15 protein-coding genes and 1 pseudogene are annotated in these 18,607 nt (G+C 65.2%); all 16 read right to left on the bottom strand.

The features are described 5' to 3' along the window. Positions 1-291: 291 nt before the first annotated feature. Positions 292-1,467, bottom strand: coding sequence for an acyl-CoA dehydrogenase family protein (locus BLIN9172_RS13640; protein ID WP_101555541.1), 1,176 nt, complete (start codon positions 1,465-1,467; stop codon positions 292-294). 84 nt (positions 1,468-1,551) lie between these two features. Continuing rightward, positions 1,552-2,700, bottom strand: a complete 1,149-nt coding sequence (locus BLIN9172_RS13635; protein WP_101555540.1) for an acyl-CoA dehydrogenase family protein — start codon at positions 2,698-2,700, stop codon at positions 1,552-1,554. Positions 2,701-2,748: 48 nt separating this feature from the next. Continuing rightward, positions 2,749-3,519, bottom strand: a pseudogene (locus BLIN9172_RS13630) (FumA C-terminus/TtdB family hydratase beta subunit); the annotation flags it as partial. Positions 3,520-3,568: 49 nt separating this feature from the next. Beyond that, positions 3,569-4,603, bottom strand: coding sequence for a helix-turn-helix domain-containing protein (locus tag BLIN9172_RS13625; RefSeq protein ID WP_145997965.1), 1,035 nt, complete (start codon positions 4,601-4,603; stop codon positions 3,569-3,571). Positions 4,604-4,688: 85 nt separating this feature from the next. After that, on the bottom strand, positions 4,689-5,870 hold the full coding sequence (acmB, locus tag BLIN9172_RS13620; protein ID WP_101555538.1) for a methyl acetate hydrolase AcmB: 1,182 nt from the start codon (positions 5,868-5,870) through the stop codon (positions 4,689-4,691). Positions 5,871-5,880: 10 nt separating this feature from the next. After that, the gene (locus BLIN9172_RS13615; RefSeq protein ID WP_101555537.1) at positions 5,881-6,840 is read right to left on the bottom strand and encodes an alpha/beta hydrolase; all 960 of its coding nucleotides are present in this window, start codon (positions 6,838-6,840) and stop codon (positions 5,881-5,883) included. Positions 6,841-6,934: 94 nt separating this feature from the next. After that, positions 6,935-8,251, bottom strand: coding sequence for an Nramp family divalent metal transporter (locus BLIN9172_RS13610; RefSeq protein ID WP_101555536.1), 1,317 nt, complete (start codon positions 8,249-8,251; stop codon positions 6,935-6,937). Positions 8,252-8,391: 140 nt separating this feature from the next. Further along, a complete protein-coding gene (locus tag BLIN9172_RS13605) occupies positions 8,392-8,862 on the bottom strand; it encodes a carboxymuconolactone decarboxylase family protein (RefSeq protein ID WP_101555535.1) in 471 nt (156 codons plus the stop codon). An 8-nt stretch (positions 8,863-8,870) separates the two neighbouring features. After that, entirely contained in the window at positions 8,871-9,245 is a 375-nt protein-coding gene (locus BLIN9172_RS13600; protein WP_101555534.1) for a GNAT family N-acetyltransferase, read from the bottom strand. Between the two features lie 59 nt (positions 9,246-9,304). Further along, a complete protein-coding gene (locus tag BLIN9172_RS13595) occupies positions 9,305-10,360 on the bottom strand; it encodes a pirin family protein (RefSeq protein ID WP_101555533.1) in 1,056 nt (351 codons plus the stop codon). Between the two features lie 66 nt (positions 10,361-10,426). Then, complete coding sequence (locus BLIN9172_RS13590; protein WP_101555532.1) at positions 10,427-11,530, bottom strand: Fic family protein; 1,104 nt, start codon at positions 11,528-11,530, stop codon at positions 10,427-10,429. A gap of 265 nt (positions 11,531-11,795) precedes the next feature. Next, the gene (locus BLIN9172_RS13585) at positions 11,796-12,257 is read right to left on the bottom strand and encodes a MarR family winged helix-turn-helix transcriptional regulator (protein ID WP_101555531.1); all 462 of its coding nucleotides are present in this window, start codon (positions 12,255-12,257) and stop codon (positions 11,796-11,798) included. Between the two features lie 303 nt (positions 12,258-12,560). Next, the gene (locus tag BLIN9172_RS13580; protein ID WP_096168339.1) at positions 12,561-14,522 is read right to left on the bottom strand and encodes a TRAP transporter permease; all 1,962 of its coding nucleotides are present in this window, start codon (positions 14,520-14,522) and stop codon (positions 12,561-12,563) included. A 5-nt stretch (positions 14,523-14,527) separates the two neighbouring features. Continuing rightward, positions 14,528-14,962: a DUF1850 domain-containing protein gene (locus tag BLIN9172_RS13575; RefSeq protein WP_096168340.1), complete on the bottom strand. Its 435-nt coding sequence runs from the start codon at positions 14,960-14,962 to the stop codon at positions 14,528-14,530. Positions 14,963-15,010: 48 nt separating this feature from the next. Then, positions 15,011-16,000 carry a TAXI family TRAP transporter solute-binding subunit gene (locus tag BLIN9172_RS13570; RefSeq protein ID WP_096168341.1) on the bottom strand — a complete coding sequence of 330 codons (990 nt, stop codon included), beginning with the start codon at positions 15,998-16,000 and terminating at the stop codon, positions 15,011-15,013. A gap of 223 nt (positions 16,001-16,223) precedes the next feature. Continuing rightward, on the bottom strand, positions 16,224-18,536 hold the full coding sequence (locus BLIN9172_RS13565) for an MMPL family transporter (RefSeq protein WP_101555530.1): 2,313 nt from the start codon (positions 18,534-18,536) through the stop codon (positions 16,224-16,226). Positions 18,537-18,607: the final 71 nt, after the last annotated feature.

Raw genomic sequence — 18,607 nt, 5'->3', positions numbered from 1 at the left:
TCGGTTTTGTAGCGTTTGCGGATCGCGTAGAACGTGGTTCGAGTGATGCCGTGGTGGCGGCAGAACTCGGTGATCGGTGGAGAGTCTGATGCGTTGGGGTCGAAGTCGATGATCGCGCGGCGGGTGGTCAGTGAAAGAGGTTCGGGCATGACCCGAAGTGTGCTTCATGGTGTCAGCAACGTCATGAGACATGGTGTCAGCAATGTGTTGAGACAGGTTGTAAGCAAGGTAGTGAGACAGCACAGCGCAGCAACCTGGCGCCAGGTTGCTAGGCCGCCGTCGGGTAGCAATTCAGCGGCCGAGGAGTTCGTCGGAGATGATGCGCATCTGGATCTCCGACGAGCCCTCGAAGATCTTCGTCAGGCGAGCATCCCTCCAGTGACGTTCGACGGCGAAGTCCTTCGTGTACCCGGCACCACCATGGATCTGCAGGGCCTCGGATGTGACCTTCTCACTCATCTCCCCGGCCAGGTACTTCACCATCGCCGCTTCCTTATCACAGCGACGACCCGAATCGATCTCCGTGCACACGTGGTACATCAGCTGCCGGCACGCCTCGATCTGAGCGGCCATGTCCGCGACCTTGAATCTCAGATGCTGGAAGTCCGCGAGCGGGTGCCCGAACTGTTCGCGTTCCTTGAGGTACTTCACCGAGTCCTCGAGTGCCGCCTGCGCCAGTCCGATCGACCGCGCCGCCGTGTGCGCACGCCCAACCTCAAGCCCGGACACCGCTTGATAGAACCCGCGCCCCTCCTCCCCGAGGAGAGCATCGGCGGGGAGGATGAAGTTGTCGAAGGACAGCTCCCAGGTCTTCCACCCGTGGTAGCCGATCTTCTTCGCCGGCGCCCCGGAGATGCCTTCGGGGGACGTGCCGCGCTCCTTCTCAACCAGGAACACCGAAATCCCCCGATGTCGCTTCTCCTCCACCGAAGTGCGAGCAAAGAGGACGATGTAGTCGGCCTGATCGGCATACGTGCACCACATCTTCGTCCCGTTGATGACCCAATCACCATCGGCATTGCGTTCGGCCTTGCAGCGCAGATTCGCCACATCGGACCCGGCCTCGGCCTCGGACAGGGCGAAGGCGCCGAGGTACTCACCGGCAGCGACCTTCGGCAGCAGGCGTGCCTCCTGTTCGGGCGAGAACCCACCGCCCATGCCGTTGCCGCGAGCCAACAGCCCGGCCACCGACATCCAGGCACGGGAGAGTTCCTCAGCCACGAGGCAGCACTCGAACACACCGAGACCGAGCCCCCCGTACTCTTCGGGGATGAGGATGCCGAAGAAGCCCATCTCCGCCATCTGCTTGACCATCGAATCCGGGAACTGCCCCTCGACAGGGTCGAGTTCATTGGCGATGGGCAGGACGACATCGCGAGCGAACTCGCGGGCGAGCGCCTGAATTTCGAGGCGTTCCTCGGTCATCAGGTGCGGAGTGTCCGGACGCGGACGGGGTTTGTGGGTCATGTTCTTCCCTCGGGTTGGGTTCGTGGCCAGGTGGCTAGAGGCGAATCGTGTGGGTACGACAGGTGTGGGTGCCGCCCACGAGCCTCAGGCCTTGTTCCGACCGATGAGCTGCTTGGCGATGACGTTCATCTGGATCTCGTTCGTGCCTTCGCCGACGATCATCAGCGGGGCGTCACGGTAGTAGCGTTCGACGTCGTATTCGGTGGAGTATCCGTAACCGCCATGGACGCGGATGGCGTCGAGGGCCACCTCGGCGGCCATCTCCGAGGCATAGAGCTTCGCCATTCCGGCCTCCATGTCCACACGCGCCCCCGAATCATAGGTGCGAGCGGCGTGGAGGACGAGCTGCCGGGCGGCCTCGAGCTTCGTCGCCATCGTGGCGAGCTTGTTGCCCACCGACTGATGCTTCCAGATCGGCTTGCCCATCGACTCACGCTCCTGCGAATACTTCACCGCATCATCGAGCGCAGCCTGCGCAACACCGAGCGACCGGGACGCGACCTGGATGCGGCCGATCTCGAGGCCCTTCATCATCTGCTTGAACCCGACGCCCTCGGCCTCACCGAGCAGCTGCGACTGCGGCTGCCGGAGACCGTCGAAGGACAGCTCGCACGTCTCGACGCCCTTGTACCCGAGCTTCGACAGATCCTGGGAGACGGTAAACCCCTCCCCCTTCTCCACGAGGATGATCGAGATGCCCTTGTGACGGGGTTCCGCCTCGGGATTGGTCTTGCACAGCAAAGCGATGAGGTCGGATTTCCGGGCGTTCGTGATCCACGTCTTCGACCCGTTGATGACGTAGTCATCGCCGTCCTTGGCAGCTGTTGTGCGCATGGCCTGAAGGTCGGATCCGCCGCCGGGTTCGGTCAGCGCCATTGTCGCGCGCAGCTCACCCGTGGCCATCCGCGGCAGGTACTTGTCCTTCTGTTCCTGCGTACCGTATTCCTGGAGGAGCTTCGCGACGACGGTGTGCCCGCCCATGGCACCGGCCAGGGACATCCACCCGCGCGAGAGCTCCTGAGTGATGAGCGCATATGCCTCGGTCGAGACCTTGCCCATCCCCCACGGCTCGTCGATGGCGAGCCCGTAGATGCCCATGTCCTTCATCGTCTGGATCCATGCCTCGGGGTATTCGTTGGCGTGCTCGACCTTGTTGACGCTGGGTTTGACCTGTTCGTCGATGAATTCGGCGACCAGGTCGATCATCATCTGCTCTTCATTGCTCACGGCCATGGTGAAATCCTCAATTCCTTGATGCGCTGTGGTCGTCATTTGGAAAGTTCAGTCCAGTCGGGTGCCGTCACGCATTGTGCGGGTCCGGCCGAGGCCGAGCGTCGGCGGACCGGTGCTGTCGAAGAAGTCATTGCCCTTGTCGTCGGTGATGATGAACGCCGGGAAGTCTCCGACGTGGATCTTCCACACTGCCTCCATCCCGAGCTCCTCCATATCGAGGACCTCGACCGAGGTGATGCAGTCCTGAGCCAGCCGGGCGGCAGGGCCGCCGATCGATCCGAGGTAGAAGCCCCCGAATTCAGCGCAGGAGCTCTTCACCTGCGCGGACCGGTTGCCCTTGCCGAGCATGATCATCGACCCGCCGGCCTCCTGGAACCGCCGCACATAGGTGTCCATCCGCGATGAGGTGGTCGGACCGAACGACCCCGAGGGCATTCCCTCGGGCGTCTTCGCCGGCCCCGCATAGTAGATCGGATGGTCTTTGAAATACTCGGGAAGTTCCCCACCGGCATCGAGGCGGTCGCGCAGCTCCGCGTGCACGATGTCGCGGGCGACGACGACCGTTCCCGTCAGCGACACACGGTCACCGACGGACAGTTCGGACAGCTGTTCCTGCAGCCTCTGCATCGGTCGGTCGAGGTCGATGGCGGTGACATTGCCGGATTCGATCTCCTCGACGCGGCCCATCGCGGGCAGGAACCTCGCCGGATCGTGTTCGAGCTCTTCGATGAATACACCGTCTGCGTTGATGCGGGCGATGATCTGCCGGTCGGCCGAGCAGCTCACGGCGATCGCGATCGGCAGGGATCCGTTCTGCCGGGAGTGAGCACGAGGCGAGTACCGCGGGTAAGTGGCGGCCACGAACCTTTCACCCCACGGGCCCCGGAAGTTCGAGCACCCGGGAATTGCGCAGCCGCCATCGGAGCACGCTGATGCCCAACCTGGTGCGGTTGTAGCCCGACAGCGGGTCGTAGCCGAGGCAGCGTTCGATCTGCTCGGCCCGGCTCTGCACCGTGCTGTGGTGCAGACCGAGGTCGCGGGCCGCCTGCCTGATCGTCGGTGCTTCGAGGAGCACGCGCACCGTGGACTCCGCCCACGGCGAGTCCATGATCTCGTCTATCAGAGCAGCGTCCGGATCGGTTGTGTCAGGTGATTCGGCGAGCAGTTCGACGAGCCCACCGAAGTTTTCCGCCCGCACGAGTCCTTCCTCGGGCGGGCGGCTGAGCCGCAGTGCCACCACGGCTGCCCGCAGTGACCGCGGCAATTCTCCGATCAACCCGGACGGCCCCAGTCCGGCCGGTGTCACGGCGATGTCCTCGGTGTCGTCGGTCACGATGACCACCTGCAGAGTGCCATGTTCGCTGGTGATGACATCGGTGGGACCGGCGGGTCGTTTCTCGAAGACGGCGAACAGCGGGGCCGCGAGGACTCGATATCCCGAACCAGGCGTCAGCCCGAGGCGAACTGCGGCAGCACTCCGGTCTTCGGGCGTCGCGGCAGGATCGAGGGCGAGCGCCACGTCCCGCGGGGTCTCCAGCTGCTGCCGTTCGAGACCGAATCTCACGCCGATGGCAAGCCCGAATCTCTCAAGGATGAGTTCATCGTTAGGCAAGGCGACGTCCTCCCGCTCGAGCCAGACCTCGGAATCGTTCGGCAGGGACAGGGCGGCCACCTCGGCGGGTCGGTCTCCCGGAATCGAGACTCCGCCCGAGTCGACCCTCAGCTGTCTGCTCCCGTCCCCACCGCGAAAGCCGGCCGGGCAACCGGCCAGAGCCGCGGCCGCGGAGGCGAGGGCATGGGAATTGACCTCGCCGGCCATGAGTTCGTCGAAGCAGGCGATGACGCGCAGACCCAGGCTCGCCTCGGGATCGAGCTTCGCAATCCTGCCGAGCAGCTCCTGCACGTCACCACCTCCTCGTTCGTCCGTCGGTCGACGATTGGCAGTCCACGACTGTCGACCGACGGTCGCCATTCGCCTCAGTCGCGAATCAGCCTTTCAGAGCATCGTAGACTGCCGTCTCCATCTTGAGGTAGCCCCCGACGGATTCGGGGTCTGCGAAGGGGAAGATCTGTGTGGCCCAGTACCCGCCGATCTTGTTCTGTCGGTCGAACCAGTAGAAGAGGTTGGCAAGACCCGCCCATGCGGCGGCGCCGGCCGGGCGTCCGGTCGGGGCGTCCTCCTCGTTGATCATGAACGTGTATCCCCAGGTTTTCGGCATGCCGGGGAAGAATTCCGCATCGTTGGACAAGCTCGGGATGACTCCGGGCAGCAGTTTCACCCGAAGATCGCCGAGGTGATTCTGCGTGGCCATGTCCACCGTTTCGGGGCGGAGGACGACGGTTCCGTCGTCGGCTGCTCCGTCGTTGAGCCACATCCTGATGAACTTCAGGTAGTCATCGACGGTCGAGAAGAGTCCGTGGCCGCCCATCTCCACCTCCGGTTCGGGCAGCATGAAGTCGGTCGCCGCGAGTTCGCCGTCGGTGCGCTGGTGCATCGTGGCCTGCCGCTCCTGCATCGACGCGGTCGGACGGAAGGTGCTGTCGTCCATGCCCAGCGGTTCGAGGACTCGGGTGCGCATCGCCTCACCCAGAGTCTTTCCGGTGATGCCTTCGATGACCTGGCCGACCCAATCCATGTTCGACCCGTACTCCCACTGGGTGCCGGGATCGAACAGCAGCGGAGTCTCCAACGCCTTCCTGGTCGCGGTGACGATGCTCGGCTGGCCGTGTACGCGGGCGAGTCGTTCGTACTTCTCGTTGAAGAAGTCGTAGCCGAAGCCGGCGGTGTGCAGCAGCAGCTGTTTGGTGGTCGGTTCGCTGGCGGGTGCCCGAAGGATCGGTTCTCCACTGTCGTCGAAGCCGTCGATGACCTGTACGTCGGCCAATCCTGGGGCATAGTCCTTCGCCGGGGCGTCGAGGTCGAGCTCTCCCGACTCCACCAGCTGCAGTGCCACGGTGCCGGTCAGGGCCTTCGTCGTGGAGAAGATCATGAACACGGAGTCCGTGGTCATCGGCTGCGGGTCGTCGAGGGAGCGGACTCCTGCAGCAGTGAGACTGATGGTCTCCTTGTCGGTGGTCACTCCGGCGACGACGCCTGGGACGCCGCCGCTGTCGACGGTCTTCGTGGCCACGCGGACAACTGCGTCGTTGACAGCTGTGTTCTCAGACATGATGTTCCTTTCAGTCGGCCAGGAGCTTCTCGATCCAGGCCATTCGGGTGCTGATCATTCCTTGCGCAAGGTGTGTATGGGCGGCGAAGATGTCGAAGGCGTGGAAGCCTCCGGGCCACACGTGCAGCTCCGCTTCGCTGCCGTCGTTCCAGAGGGCCGAGGCGTACGCGACGGCTTCGTCCCGGAAGATCTCGGCCGAGCCCACGTCGATGTAAGCGGGCGGCAGATCGGTGAGGTCGTTGGCACGCGATGGTGCGATGTAGGGCGAGACCGCCTCGGTGCGGTAGTCATCGCCGAGCATCGCCTGCCATCCGGTTTCGTTGCTCACCCGATCCCAGACGCCGATGCCGTCGAACTGATGGGTCGACGGTGTGATGCCGCGGTCGTCGAGCATCGGGTAGATGAGCAGTTGGCCCTTGAGCTGCGGTCCGTGCCGGTCGCGGGCCGCCAGCGCCATCCCGGCGGCCAGTCCCCCTCCGGAGCTGGCTCCGGCGACGATGAGTCGGGCGGGGTCGACGCCGAGGGTGTCGGCGTTCTCTGCCGTCCACAGGAGCGCGGCGTACATGTCCTCACGCGCATACGGGTCTTGGAACTCGGGTGCCAGGCGGTATTCGGGGCAGATGAGGATCGCACCGATTCTCTCGACCCAGTCGAGGTTGAGGCCGAGAGCGCTGAAGCGATCGCCGAACATCAATCCGCCGGAGTGGGCGTAGACGATCGTCGGTCGTCGTCCGGTGTCCCCGGATCGTCTGAAGACGGAGACGGTGATGTCCTCGCCGAGGTGGCCCGGCGCCTGATATTCGGAATGTTCGACCCGACGGCCGCTGAGAGTCTCCGCGAGCGGCTCCGAGGCGTACGAGACTCGCATGAAATCGATGAGCGAAGGAGTGATGGTCGGCGGAAAGACCCCGCCGATGACGGACAGACTCGCGGCGAGCTCCGCGTCGAATCGTGACCGTCGTTGTGTCATATCACCAAGTATGCCGACCCCGGCACCGCGGCACTACCGCCAGACCATCGTGCTTTTCGCGCACACACCCGACAGTTGTCGGGTGCACCTCACTTCACCCGATGAACCCCATCACCGACTCCTTGACCTGGAGGATCGCCAAGAATCCGAACAGTGCCAGGCACACCGTCAGCAGCGTGTTCGACCACCACGTGTTGCGCAAACCGGTCGGCACGGATCCGCGGTTGAGGATGACGAGCAGGGCGAGCGCGAGCACCGGCAGGATGAACGCGCTGATCGCAGCGTAGACGAGGACGAGGGTGACGGGTTTGCCGAGTCCCATGATCACCAGCGTCGCCACCGACAGGTAGACGAGCGCGCCGCGGAACTCGACCGACTTCGCCGACATGTCGAAGCGGGCCTCGTCCTGGTGCGGGTAACGCCTGAGCACTCGCAGGCAGTCGGCGGTGACGTAGGCGATGCCGGAGAATCCGCCGAGCACGCTCGTGTACACCACGGCGAGGAAGCTGATGAGGAACACCAAACGCCCGGTCTCACCGATCCGACCCACCAGGTCATCGCCGATGGCGAACAGCGCATCATTGTCCGAAATCGTGAAGCCCTGGCCGTAGAGGATGAAGGCTCCCACAGCGCTCATCGCCACGGCGAAGACGAAGACGAGTCCATAGCTGATGAACAGGTCGAGGCGGACGACCGGCTTCCAGTCAGGGGTCCGCCACGCCTTCTCGCGGATCCAGAACGAGTAGGCGAGGATGCCGGTCGCTCCCCCGACCCCGCCGATGAGCGACATCACCGTGATGATCGAAGTGTTCGGGAACGTCGGCAATATCGTCTCTGCGGCGACCGCTTGAGCGTCCTGGCCTTGGAACACTGAGATCGCCAGGGCCAGGATGCCGAAGAACATGATGATTCCGAAGCCCATCATCGCCTTTTCGACGAGACCGTAGCGGCCGATGCCCACCAGCACCGAGGCCGAGAGCAGCACGACGACGGCCGTCGGCCAGAACGGCAGGACGGGGAAGATTGCCTGGAGGATGTTCGTCGTCACCGCAACGACGCCGGCGCCGAAGAAGAGCCCGACGAGCAGTTCGGCGATGAGGAAGAGCACCGGGAAGGTCCGCCCGCCGAAGCCGGTGAGGTGGGACAGCAGCGACCGGTCCCCGCTCATCTGCAGCCGGGAGACCGCCTCGGAGAGCACGAACTTGAGCACGATGCCCACCGTGAAGACCCAGATGAGCGCGAGACCGTACTCGGCCCCGGAGTTCATCGTCGTGATCATGTCGGAGGCACCGACGCTGGCGAGCGCGAGCACGATCCCGGGCCCGATGAGCCGCAGTCGACCTCCGAAGGTCACCGGCGCCGAGGTGGCCCCGTCGGTGGCGTTCGGCGCAGCAGCCTTGGGCCACGGCACAGCCAGCCTGAGCCCGCAGGATCTGCAGATGTGGCGGGGCGTCTCGCCGCGATCCGCGCGGACGATGACAAGCAGGTCCTCAACTGAGGCCCGCCGAGTCCAACCGCTCGGTCGACCGCACCCAATCGGCCGGCAGACGCTCAGTCCTGCCGAGCTCCGAACACCGGGTGGTCGCTGGCGATCGAGATGCGGTTGAACGCGTTGATGAGGATGGTCGACCATTCGATCGCAGAGATCTGTTCGGTCGTCAGGTGCTGCGCCGCGTAGGCGGCGATCGCGTCCCGATCCTCCGCCTTGTCCAGCACGGTCAGGGACTCGGCCAAGGTCAGCGCCGCGAACTCCTGTTCGGTGAAGATCTCAGCCTCATGCCAGCTGGGCAGCACGTCGAGCTTGAGCTGAGAGATCCCGGCATTCCGTGCGGCCGGAGCATGGATGCTCAGGCAGGTGCGGCACCCGTTGATCTGCGAGACCCGCGTGTTCACGAGTTCGATGAGCCCGTCATCGAGTCCTGCGGCACGCGAGGCCTTCCGCGATGCCGCGGCCGCCTGGGCCATGGTCTTGTAGTTCTCGGGGTGGATCTTGTCGATGAAGGGGCGACTCGCGTTGCTCATCGACCCGCTCACGCCTGGCTTTTCACGATGTCGATGTCGGCACCGGTGGCGTTGCGGTACTTCCCGCCCTGCGCCGCGTAGTCGTCACCGGTCTCCTGCAGCTTCTTGACGAAGAGCGGGCACACGGGCACCACCGTGATTCCGCGTTCGCGGGAATCATCGAGCGCCTCGGCGACGAGGAACTTCGACAGTCCCCGACCGCCGAACTCCTCGTCGACGACAGTGTGGTGGAAGATGCGTTCTGTCTCAAGATCCGGCCCGGGCAGGAAGTACGCGTGGCCGGCGACGGTGCCGTCGGCGACGGCGATGTCATAGGACCGGGTGGCCTCGTTGATCGACACGGTCACCTCGGCGCCGGTCTTGTCCTCGAATGTCTTCACCATGGCTATAACCCTTTCGTCGTGCTCTGTTGGTACTGGGTGAAGCGGAATTCGGCACCGCTCTATTCCGCAGGTCCACCCTGAACCTGGGGCGGCGGATTCTTCCGCGGTCTGATCGTGACGTCGGGCAGCCTCGGCGCGGGGAGCCTTCCCATGCCGTCGGCATTGCGACCGGGCCCACCCTTGCCGACGTAGCCGTCGACGACGCCGAAGCGGTCGCCCTCGGCCTGCCATTCCTCACGGTAGGCCGCGGTCTCCTCATGGGTGCGGCCGACGAAGTTCCACCACATGACGATCTCTTCGGGGAACGGTTCGCCGCCGAGGAGGATGAGTCGGGCGGGTTCGTCGCTGCGGTTGGCGATGCGCAGCTCTTCAACACCGGTTCCCGTGTAGCCGACCGCCGCAACGGGCAGGTCGACGTTCTCCAAGGCGATATCGCCGGAGTCGACGAGGACGCCGTGCTCGAATCCCGGATTCACGGGCAGGTCGATGCTCGCACCGGGGTCGAGGCGGATCTCGGCGCCGAGCAGCGGCGAATGTGTCTGCATCGGAGATTCCGTTCCCCAGAGTTTTCCGAGGAAGACGAGCATCTCTCCGCCGGCGAAGGAGACAGGGGCGGGTTCGAAGTGCTCGAATTCGCGTTCGGGCTGGTGGCGGGTGGCGTCAGGCAGGGCCAGCCACAGCTGGACGCCGTGGAGGGTCGTGGTCTCCTCGGTCGAGACCTCGGAATGGCAGATGCCGGCGCCTGCGGTCATGAGGTTGACTTCGCCGGGCAGGACGAGGCCCGCGTTTCCGCCGGAATCGATGTGTTGGATGGCGCCTTGGAACAACCAGCTGACGGTCTGCAATCCGGTGTGCGGGTGCGGGGCGACGTCCATGCCGCCGGTGACCGAGACATCGGCTGGCCCGTAGTGGTCGACGAAGCACCAGGGTCCGATGAGGGAGCGCTGCCGCTGCGGCAGGGTGCGGCGCACGATCATCGCCCGTGGACCGCCGAGCGGAATCTCACGGGAGGTGATGATCTCAACCGGGGAACGTCCCTGCTGGTCACAGGCCGGCCCGGGCAGTCCCCCGGCCTTGCAGACCACTTGATCGGGGCGGGTCTCGACGTTGCTCATGGCCACATCGTAGCCCTCTTCGCGGCGGGCGGGGAGGGGGAGCGTGTGCCGCGCGGACTCGACTGCTCAAGCCGGGCGACGCCGACCCGCACGCTCGGCGAACGCGTCGACCGCTGCCAGAATCTCGTCACTGCGCCAGAAGGGCCCCAGACCATGTTCCGCCTTTGACTTCACGATGCCGGCATCGACAAGCGTTCGCAATGGTGGATAGATGTTCGGCTGTGCGACCCCGAGCAGCTCTGCGGCCGTGGCGGAATTGAGCACAGGATGCTCGAGAAGAATATCGAGCAGGCGCCACGCGTTCGAGTTCTTCCGAGCAGTCAGCGTCGAATCCCAACCGCGACGAATCTCCCTCAGATCGTCAACGAGCTGAGTGCTGTTGTCCACCGCGCGGAAAGCTGCCTCGGCGAATATTCTGACGATCGGATTGACATCACCATTGCGATACTCGGTCAGGGCCTGGTGATATCGACGGACGTCTGTCAGCAGCCCAGCTGAGACCGGAACAGCGACATTCCGGGTAATGCCTCGCTGCCGAAACATCGCTTGCACCAATGCGCGTCCGGTGCGTCCATTTCCGTCGGTGAATGGGTGAATCGTTTCGAATTGGGCATGTGCAATCGCGACAGCAGCCATTGTCGGAACATCACGCCGTTGAATGAACTGCGAAAGGTCCTCGATCAGACCTTCCACTCGGGAATGATGAGGCGGAACGTATTCCGCCCCAACAGGCGAATCCGATCGGCTCCCGATCCAGACCTGCTCATTCCTGAAAGCTCCGGCGGGATGACGTGACTGCAGTTCCATGAGAACGCGGTGAATTTCTCGGATCGACTGACTGCTGATCGGCCCCGAATCCTTGAGAGCGCCCGACAATGCATTCGTATTCGCAGCGATCTGCTCCGCATTGCTCCCCGCGCGGGCCCCGTACTCTGCCGAGAAGATGGCACGTGCGCTCGCAGTCAGGTTCTCGATCTGCGATGACGATGCAGCCTCCGACCTGAGCAGTATCGGCGCGAAACCTGCAATCTCCGCACCACGCTCGGCATCGAAGCGACTGAGTTCACGCGTAGCTTCTTCAGAAACCTCTTGGACATCACGACCGAGGTCCGGAATACGATCGGCAATCGCCGGTGGAACCGCCGCCTCATATTTTTCAGTTCCGATCATCGCGGTCGCCTTCGGCCCAAACCCAGGTCGCGTGCTCCAGATTAGGGTTTCACTCTCCAGGGCAGGCCACTGCGTCAGTGCGCGTTGTTCCCGTCTCGGTCGTTCAGAACTCATAATCGCCATCTCCCAAATTTATGAGTTATACCAGTTTCTCATAAAAGTGAGGCCGTCGCTTTATAGGTTTCGTTCGGACCGACCAGACTCGGAATGGGCGAAGACGGCGGCCTACTACAGCTCATCGAGAACAGGCATCCAAGAACTCCCCCTACTCGACCGGGCGGACCTTCGATACGAGTTCGAAGATCTCGTCGGCCTCGGCATCCGTGAGCCCGGCGAAACCGTCGAGGATGATCTCGGCATTCGTCGCGGCCGCCTCGTCGCAGAGCCGCAGTCCCTCCTCGGTCAAGGCGACGAGCACCCCGCGCTGATCCTCCGGGTCGGGCTCTTGCGTGACCAAGCCACGATCCTCGAGCTTGCCGAGCAGTCGACTGAGCGCGCTGCGGCTGATCACGAGGCTGCGCAGCAGGTCTCGGTGGCGCACCTGGTCCTCGGGTCGGGCGTTGATGAGCACGTCGAACTCGTTCACGGTCAGTCCGTGCCGGGTTGGGAACTCGTGTTCGAACCTCGTATAGAAGTCCTGATACTTCTCCATCATCAGACGCCAGGCCGCGATCTTGATCGGGCCGTTCTGCCTGATCATGCTGCTCACCGGAGTCGTCTTGTCCATCGGTCCGCCCCTGCTCGTCGATGTGTCATGCCACACTTTTGTTGCATAGTCAACAGAATAGTAGTTCAATGATATAACTGGCCCCAGATTCGGGGCCCGTCGACCACCCCTCGACGACAGTACCCGGCAGATCCCCAACGTGCCCCCGGTTGGCAGAGGTCGAGCAGAGCCGCCCCACGGCTCCGATCTCACTCCGGGGGTATCGTATTGCCTCACGCCCCGCACTTCCCACGCACCCCGCCCGGCCGGGGTCTGACTCGATCCCCGGCCGAGCGGCGCCGTGATCACCCGAACGCCGGCCGCTCAGATCTCTCGCCAGTGCAGCCGCTCCTGCCGCTTGGCCATGAACATCGCCGCACCGAGTGCCGCAAGAGCCACGATGGCACCGACGAGGTCGAGCACATGGTTGGGCGTGACCAGACCGATCGCCCCGAGCGCCAGAACGATGCGCAGCCAGATCGGCAGCGGCACGAACAGGTGCCCTTCAGCCGCGACCGCGAGCAGCGTAACGCCGATGAGCAGGATGACCGCAGCCCGGATCGTGTCCACCGCCGAGCCGTCGAGCATGAGCAGCTCCGGCTGATAGACGAAGACGAAGGGCACGATGATCCCGCCGAGGGCCAGACGCATCGCGAGGAACCCGGTGCGCATCGGAGATCCTCCCGACAGACCGGCCGCGGCGAAGGCCGCCAGGGCCACGGGCGGGGTGATATTGGCGAAGAGCCCGAAGTAGAAGACGAAGAGATGAGCGGCCAGAGGTGCCACGTCGAGCTGGACGAGTGCGGGCGCGGCCATCGTGGCGACGATGATGTAGGCCGGGATCGACGGCAGCCCCATGCCGAGGATGATGCAGGCGACCGCGGTCATCAGCAGCGTCGGCAGGAGGAACCCGCCGCCGATGGTGACGATGGTCCCGGCCAGCTTGACGCCGAAGCCGGTCTGCGTGGCGACGCCGACGATGATTCCCACACAGGCACAGGCCACCGCCACGGACACCGCGGTCAGCGCCCCGTCACGCAGTGCGTGGATGATGTCGAGCAGCGACATCCGGGTGCTCTTGCGCACCATCGCCGCCGCGATCGTGACGAAGATCGTCGTCACTGCGGCGAAGAGGATCGTCGTCCCGGAGAAGAAGAGCATGTAGAGCAGGAACAGCAGCGGCAGCAGCAGGTGCCCGCGTTCCTTCATCACGTCCATGACCGCCGGCAGGTTCTCCCGGCTGATGCCGCGCAGACCCTGACTTGTCGCCCGCAGGTGGACCTGGATGAGGATGCCGAGGTAGTAGAGCACGGCCGGGATGATGGCGACGAGGACGATCTGCGTGTAGGGAACCCCGAGGGTCTCGGCCATGATGAAGGCCGCGGCGCCCATGATCGGCGGCATGATCTGACCACCCACCGAAGCGGCCGATTCGACGGCTCCGGCGAAGTTGCGCTGGTAGCCCACCCGCTTCATCATCGGGATCGTGAAGGCGCCGGTGGTGACGACGTTGGCGATCGCCGAACCGTTGATCGACCCGAGGAATCCCGAGGCGAGCACGGCGACCTTCGCCGGACCGCCGCGCGCCTGTCCGGCCAGGGCCATGGCGATGTCATTGAAGAACTGCCCCATCCCCGACTTCTGCAGGATGGCACCGAAGAGGATGAACAGAAAGATGTAGGTCGAGGACACGCCGATGGCCGTGGAGAAGATGCCCTCGGTGGACTCGTACATGAAGGTGACGATCCGGTCGAGGTCATAGCCGCGGTGCCGGAAGAGGCCGGGCATCGACCGTCCGTAGTAGTCGTAGACGATGAAGAGCACGGCCAGTATCGGCAGCACGAGGCCGGTGACCCGCCGGGCCGCCTCGAGGACGAGGACGAGGCAGAGGACGGAGAAGACGACGTCGATGGTCTCGAACCGGCCGCCGCTGACGGTCAGCCGATCGAAGACGACCGCGAGGTAGACGGCGATGGCCACGGAACCGGCGATGGCCAGCCAGTCGAACCAGGGCGGGGTCGAACGCGTCTCGCGGAGGCGGAAGCGCTGGACGGCGAAGCAGAGGACGAGGATCGCGCCGACGTGGATGCCGCGGTGGACCAGGGTCGGCGGTCCCCCGAAGAGGGCGTAGTAGATCTGGTAGAGGGAGAGCCCGACGGCGAAGACCGTCAGCGGCAGCGCCCATTTCGTCGACCAGATGTCGCGTGTGCGCGATTCCCGGTCGTACTTCTCGACTGTGTCGATCGACTCCGGGCCCGGAGCCTCGGCGGGCAGTGCGTTCGTCATGGTCTTCAGTCTCCGATCACGATCATCTCGGCGTGGACGTGGTGGTCGATGGCCCGGGTCGGCAGCAGGAGCTCGCCGTTGACGTAGATCCGGTGGTGGACGCGGTGAGAGTGGATCCACCGCACGGCCGCAAAGTGCTCGTCGAGGCCGCAGAGCCTGACCATGTCACCGTCGAGTTCTGTCCGCGGGGCCTCGAACGGGGTGCCCGCTCCCATCAGCGACAGTTCCGTGCAGTCGAGGACGAGTTCGTCGCCGACGGCCCGGTAGTACTCCCACCAGGGGGTCTTGTCGACCGAGTGCATCCACGTCATCGCCACCTCGTCGTCGCCGTCGATCGGCACCGACCGGTACACCCGGTCACCCGGCGCCTGCTGTCGGATGACCAGCCGCCTCGGCGCGGGACCGGACATCGACGTCGGAACGGCGATGCCCAGCCCCACCGTGGTGGCGAGCGTGAGAGCCGCCCGGCGGGTCAGGCTCGAAATGGCTCAGCCCTGTTCGTCGAAGTACTGCTTCGCTCCGGGGGCGAGTTCGCTCACGGGCACGTCCTGCGCGTTGTCGACGGTGATGTCTTTGGCCGCGTTGTGCGAGCTCTGGATCTTGTCGATGTTGTCGAACAGGGTCTTCGTGATGTCGTAGACGGCGTCATCGCTGAGCGAGGGGCTGACGACCAGCAGGTTGGGAATCGTCAGGGTCTCGGCCGCCTTGCTGTCACCGTAGGTGCCGGCCGGGATCTCGCCTTCGCCGAAGTAGTCGTGCTCGGACAGCAGCTTCTCCCGCCCGTCCCCGGTGAACGGGACGACCTTGACGTCGTCGCTGGTCGCCAAGTCGGTGACCGCGGAGTTCGGCAGACCGCTGGTGACGAATGCGGCGTCGAGCTGACCGTTGCGCATCTGGTCGATCGCCTCGGCGTAGGGCAGGTAGTCGGCGCTGAAGTCGTCGTAGCTGAGCCCGTAGGCGTCGACGACGGTGCGGGCGTTGAGTTCGACGCCGGAGTTCTGATCGCCGACGGAGACCGACTTGCCCTTGATGTCCTCGATCGAGTCGATGCCCGAGCCTTCGATGGTCACAAGCTGGACGTACTGGTCGTAGAGGTTGGCGACGACGGGCAGGGAGTCGATCTGCTTGCCGTCGAAGGCTCCCTCGCCGGCCAGGGCCTGGTCGACCGCGTCGCCCTGGGTGAAGGCGAGTTCCGCTCCCCCGTCCTGGATGAGGGTGAGGTTCTCCACCGAGGCGCCCGTCGACTGCACGGAGGTGTCGGCGCCGAGTTCGTCGGCGAGGATCTCCGACATCGTGGCCCCTACCTGGTAGTACACGCCCGAGGAGCCGCCGGTGGCGATCGTGATGAAGTCGGCGCTCTGTTCGCCTTCCTCACCGCCTCCACCTCCGCCGCCTCCGCAGGCGGTGGCGAGCAGTGTCAGGGCCGCGATTCCGGCGGCTGCGGCGAGGGTGCGGGGTCGGCGAAGAGTGCGCGTCATTGTGTTCTCCTTCGAAACCTGATGATCAGGTCAGTGTTGCGTGAGCAATACCTACGTACTGCACCCTAGAGGAACACCGTGATCATCGCCACAGCCGACCACTGCGCAGGACGGATTGTGATCATTCTGTTTTCTCGCGCCGAGGCGGTCCGACGTTCGCTGCCCGACCGCCGGAATCCGCCGGCCGCGACGGATGCCGTCCCCCGCCGAGGCGGCCTGGCGTTCAGTCCCGCGGGATCCCCTTCCGCCACGGCCACCACACGGCTCGTCCGATGTCGTGGACGAGGGCCGGGACGACGAGAGAACGCACGAGGATCGCGTCGAGGAGGACGCCGAAGGTGACGATGAAGGCGAGCTGGACGAGGAACATCACCGGGATGACGGCGAGTGCGGCGAAGGTCGCCGCGAGTACGATCCCCGCCGAGGTGATCACCCCGCCCGTGGCGACGAGTCCGGAGAGCACTCCCCGTCGGGTGCCCAGGTGCAGGGATTCCTCGCGCACCCGGGACATGAGGAAGATGTTGTAGTCGATGCCCAGCGCCACGAGGAAGACGAACGCGTACAGCGGCACCGAGGGGTCGGCGCCGTCGAAGCCGATGAGGTGGTTGAAGACGAGCGCAGAGACCCCGAGCGCCGTGCCGAAGGACAGCACCGTCAGGACCACGAGCAGCAGCGGCGCGAACAGGGACCGCAACAGCAGGATGAGGATGACTGTGATGACAACCAGGATGATCGGGATCGCCAGGGTCCGGTCCGCCTCGGCCGTGTTGTTCGTGTCCAGGTCGACCGCGGTCTGCCCGCCGACGAGGGCGTGCGCGTCGATGTCGTGCACGGCATCGCGGATCTCCGTCACCGTCGTCTCGGCAGCCAGGGAGTCCGCCGCATCGGAGAGTGTGACTTCGAGGAGGACCTGACCGTCGACCTCGGTGGGATCGATCGCCGCCGAGCCGCCGGCAGCATCCGGTGCGCCGCTGCCCGGACCACCCTGCGGGGGCTGGAGCTTTCCGTCCTCGTCGATCCCGATGGTTCCGCTCGGGGAATCCTCAGCGGCCACGGTCATCGAACCGACCCCGCCGAGGCGGCCGACCGCCTCGGCGGCAGTGCTCAGTTCGTTCGCGTCGAGCACTACCTGGGTCGGAGTTCCGGACCCACCTGGGAAATGCTCGGCCAGGACGTCCTGGCCGTCACGAGCCTCGGATTCGCCGAGCACGAACTCGCTCTGCGCGACCCCGGAGGCCTTGAACTGCGGCACCGCGATGAGCGGCAGAGCCAGCAGGATGACGAGTCCGATCCAGATCAGGCGCGGTCGGGCGGCGATCCCACCCGCGATCCGGGCCCACATTCCCTTCTTACGGAGCCCAACCTCGGCGGTCGTCACCTGGGGTCGGAACGGCCAGAACACGGCACGACCGACGATGATGAGCGCGGCGGGCAGGAAGGTCAGCGCCGCGAGCATGGCAACGACGATGCCGATGGCCGCGACCGGGCCGAGGGCGCGCGTCGACGCAAGGTCGGTGAGCAGGAGGACCAGGAGGCCGGCGATGACGGTGCCTCCGGAGGCCGCGATCGGTTCGGCGACGCCCTTGAGCGCAGCGAGTCCGGCCCGAACACGATCCCGCTCGGTCTGCAGGGCATCGCGGAACCGGGCCACGACGAGGAGGGAGTAGTCCGTGGTGGCGCCGACGACGAGGATGAAGAGGATGCCCTGGACCTGGCCGTTGATGAGGAGGATCCCGGCGTCGGCGAGGTGCCAGATGACGAAGATCGACGCGGACAGCGCGGCGACCGAGGTGAAGAGGACGATGACCGGCAGCAGCGGAGAGCGGTAGACGATGACGAGGATGACGAAGACCGCGATGAGGGCGACGAGCAGGAGGATCCCGTCGATGCCGGCGAAGGCCTCGGTGAGGTCGGCGGCGAAGCCGGCGGGGCCGGTGACGTAGACATCGGCAACCGTGGCCGGGGTGGCGACGTTGCCGGACTCATCCGGTGCCGCATCGGCGGCATTCGCGGTCGGGAAGGTGTTCGCGATGACGTCTCTGATCTTCTCGACGTCATCGGCGGTGGTGTCGGAGGAGACGGGGAGGATGAGTTGGAGGGCGTCGCCGTCGTCCGCGGGGATGACCGGTGAGGCGTCGGCGGCAAGCAGACCGTCGTCGTCGAGTTCCTTCGCCACGTCGTCGAGGGCCACGGAGTCGTCGTCGGTGAGGCCGTCCGTGTTCTCGAGAACGACGATGGCGGGGACATAGTCGTCGTCACTGAAGCGGTCGATGATCTCCTGTGCTCGGGTCGATTCGGCGGACTCGGGGAGGAATGAGGAACGATCGTTCGTGGCCACCTCGGAGATCTTGCCGAAGTAGGGTCCACCGACTCCGGCGACACCCACCCAGGCGACGAGCAGGATCGCGAAGAGCGCGATGAGGCTGCGGCGGGCAGGGACGGGCCGCCGGTGGGTGGGGGCGGGGGTGCCGTCGGCACCGTCTCCAGCGGTGCCGTTGCCGCTCGGAGGGGTCGAAGTCAGCAGATGGTGGGGCATGGGTCCATGCTACTCGGGTCTGGGTGTCAGGGAGTCGGGCCGCGCGATCCCTCCGGCCCTGCCGGCGCCTG

This window comes from Brevibacterium linens ATCC 9172 (assembly GCF_900169165.1).
Taxonomy (GTDB): domain Bacteria; phylum Actinomycetota; class Actinomycetes; order Actinomycetales; family Brevibacteriaceae; genus Brevibacterium; species Brevibacterium linens.
This window is presented reverse-complemented; position numbering and strand designations above follow the sequence as displayed.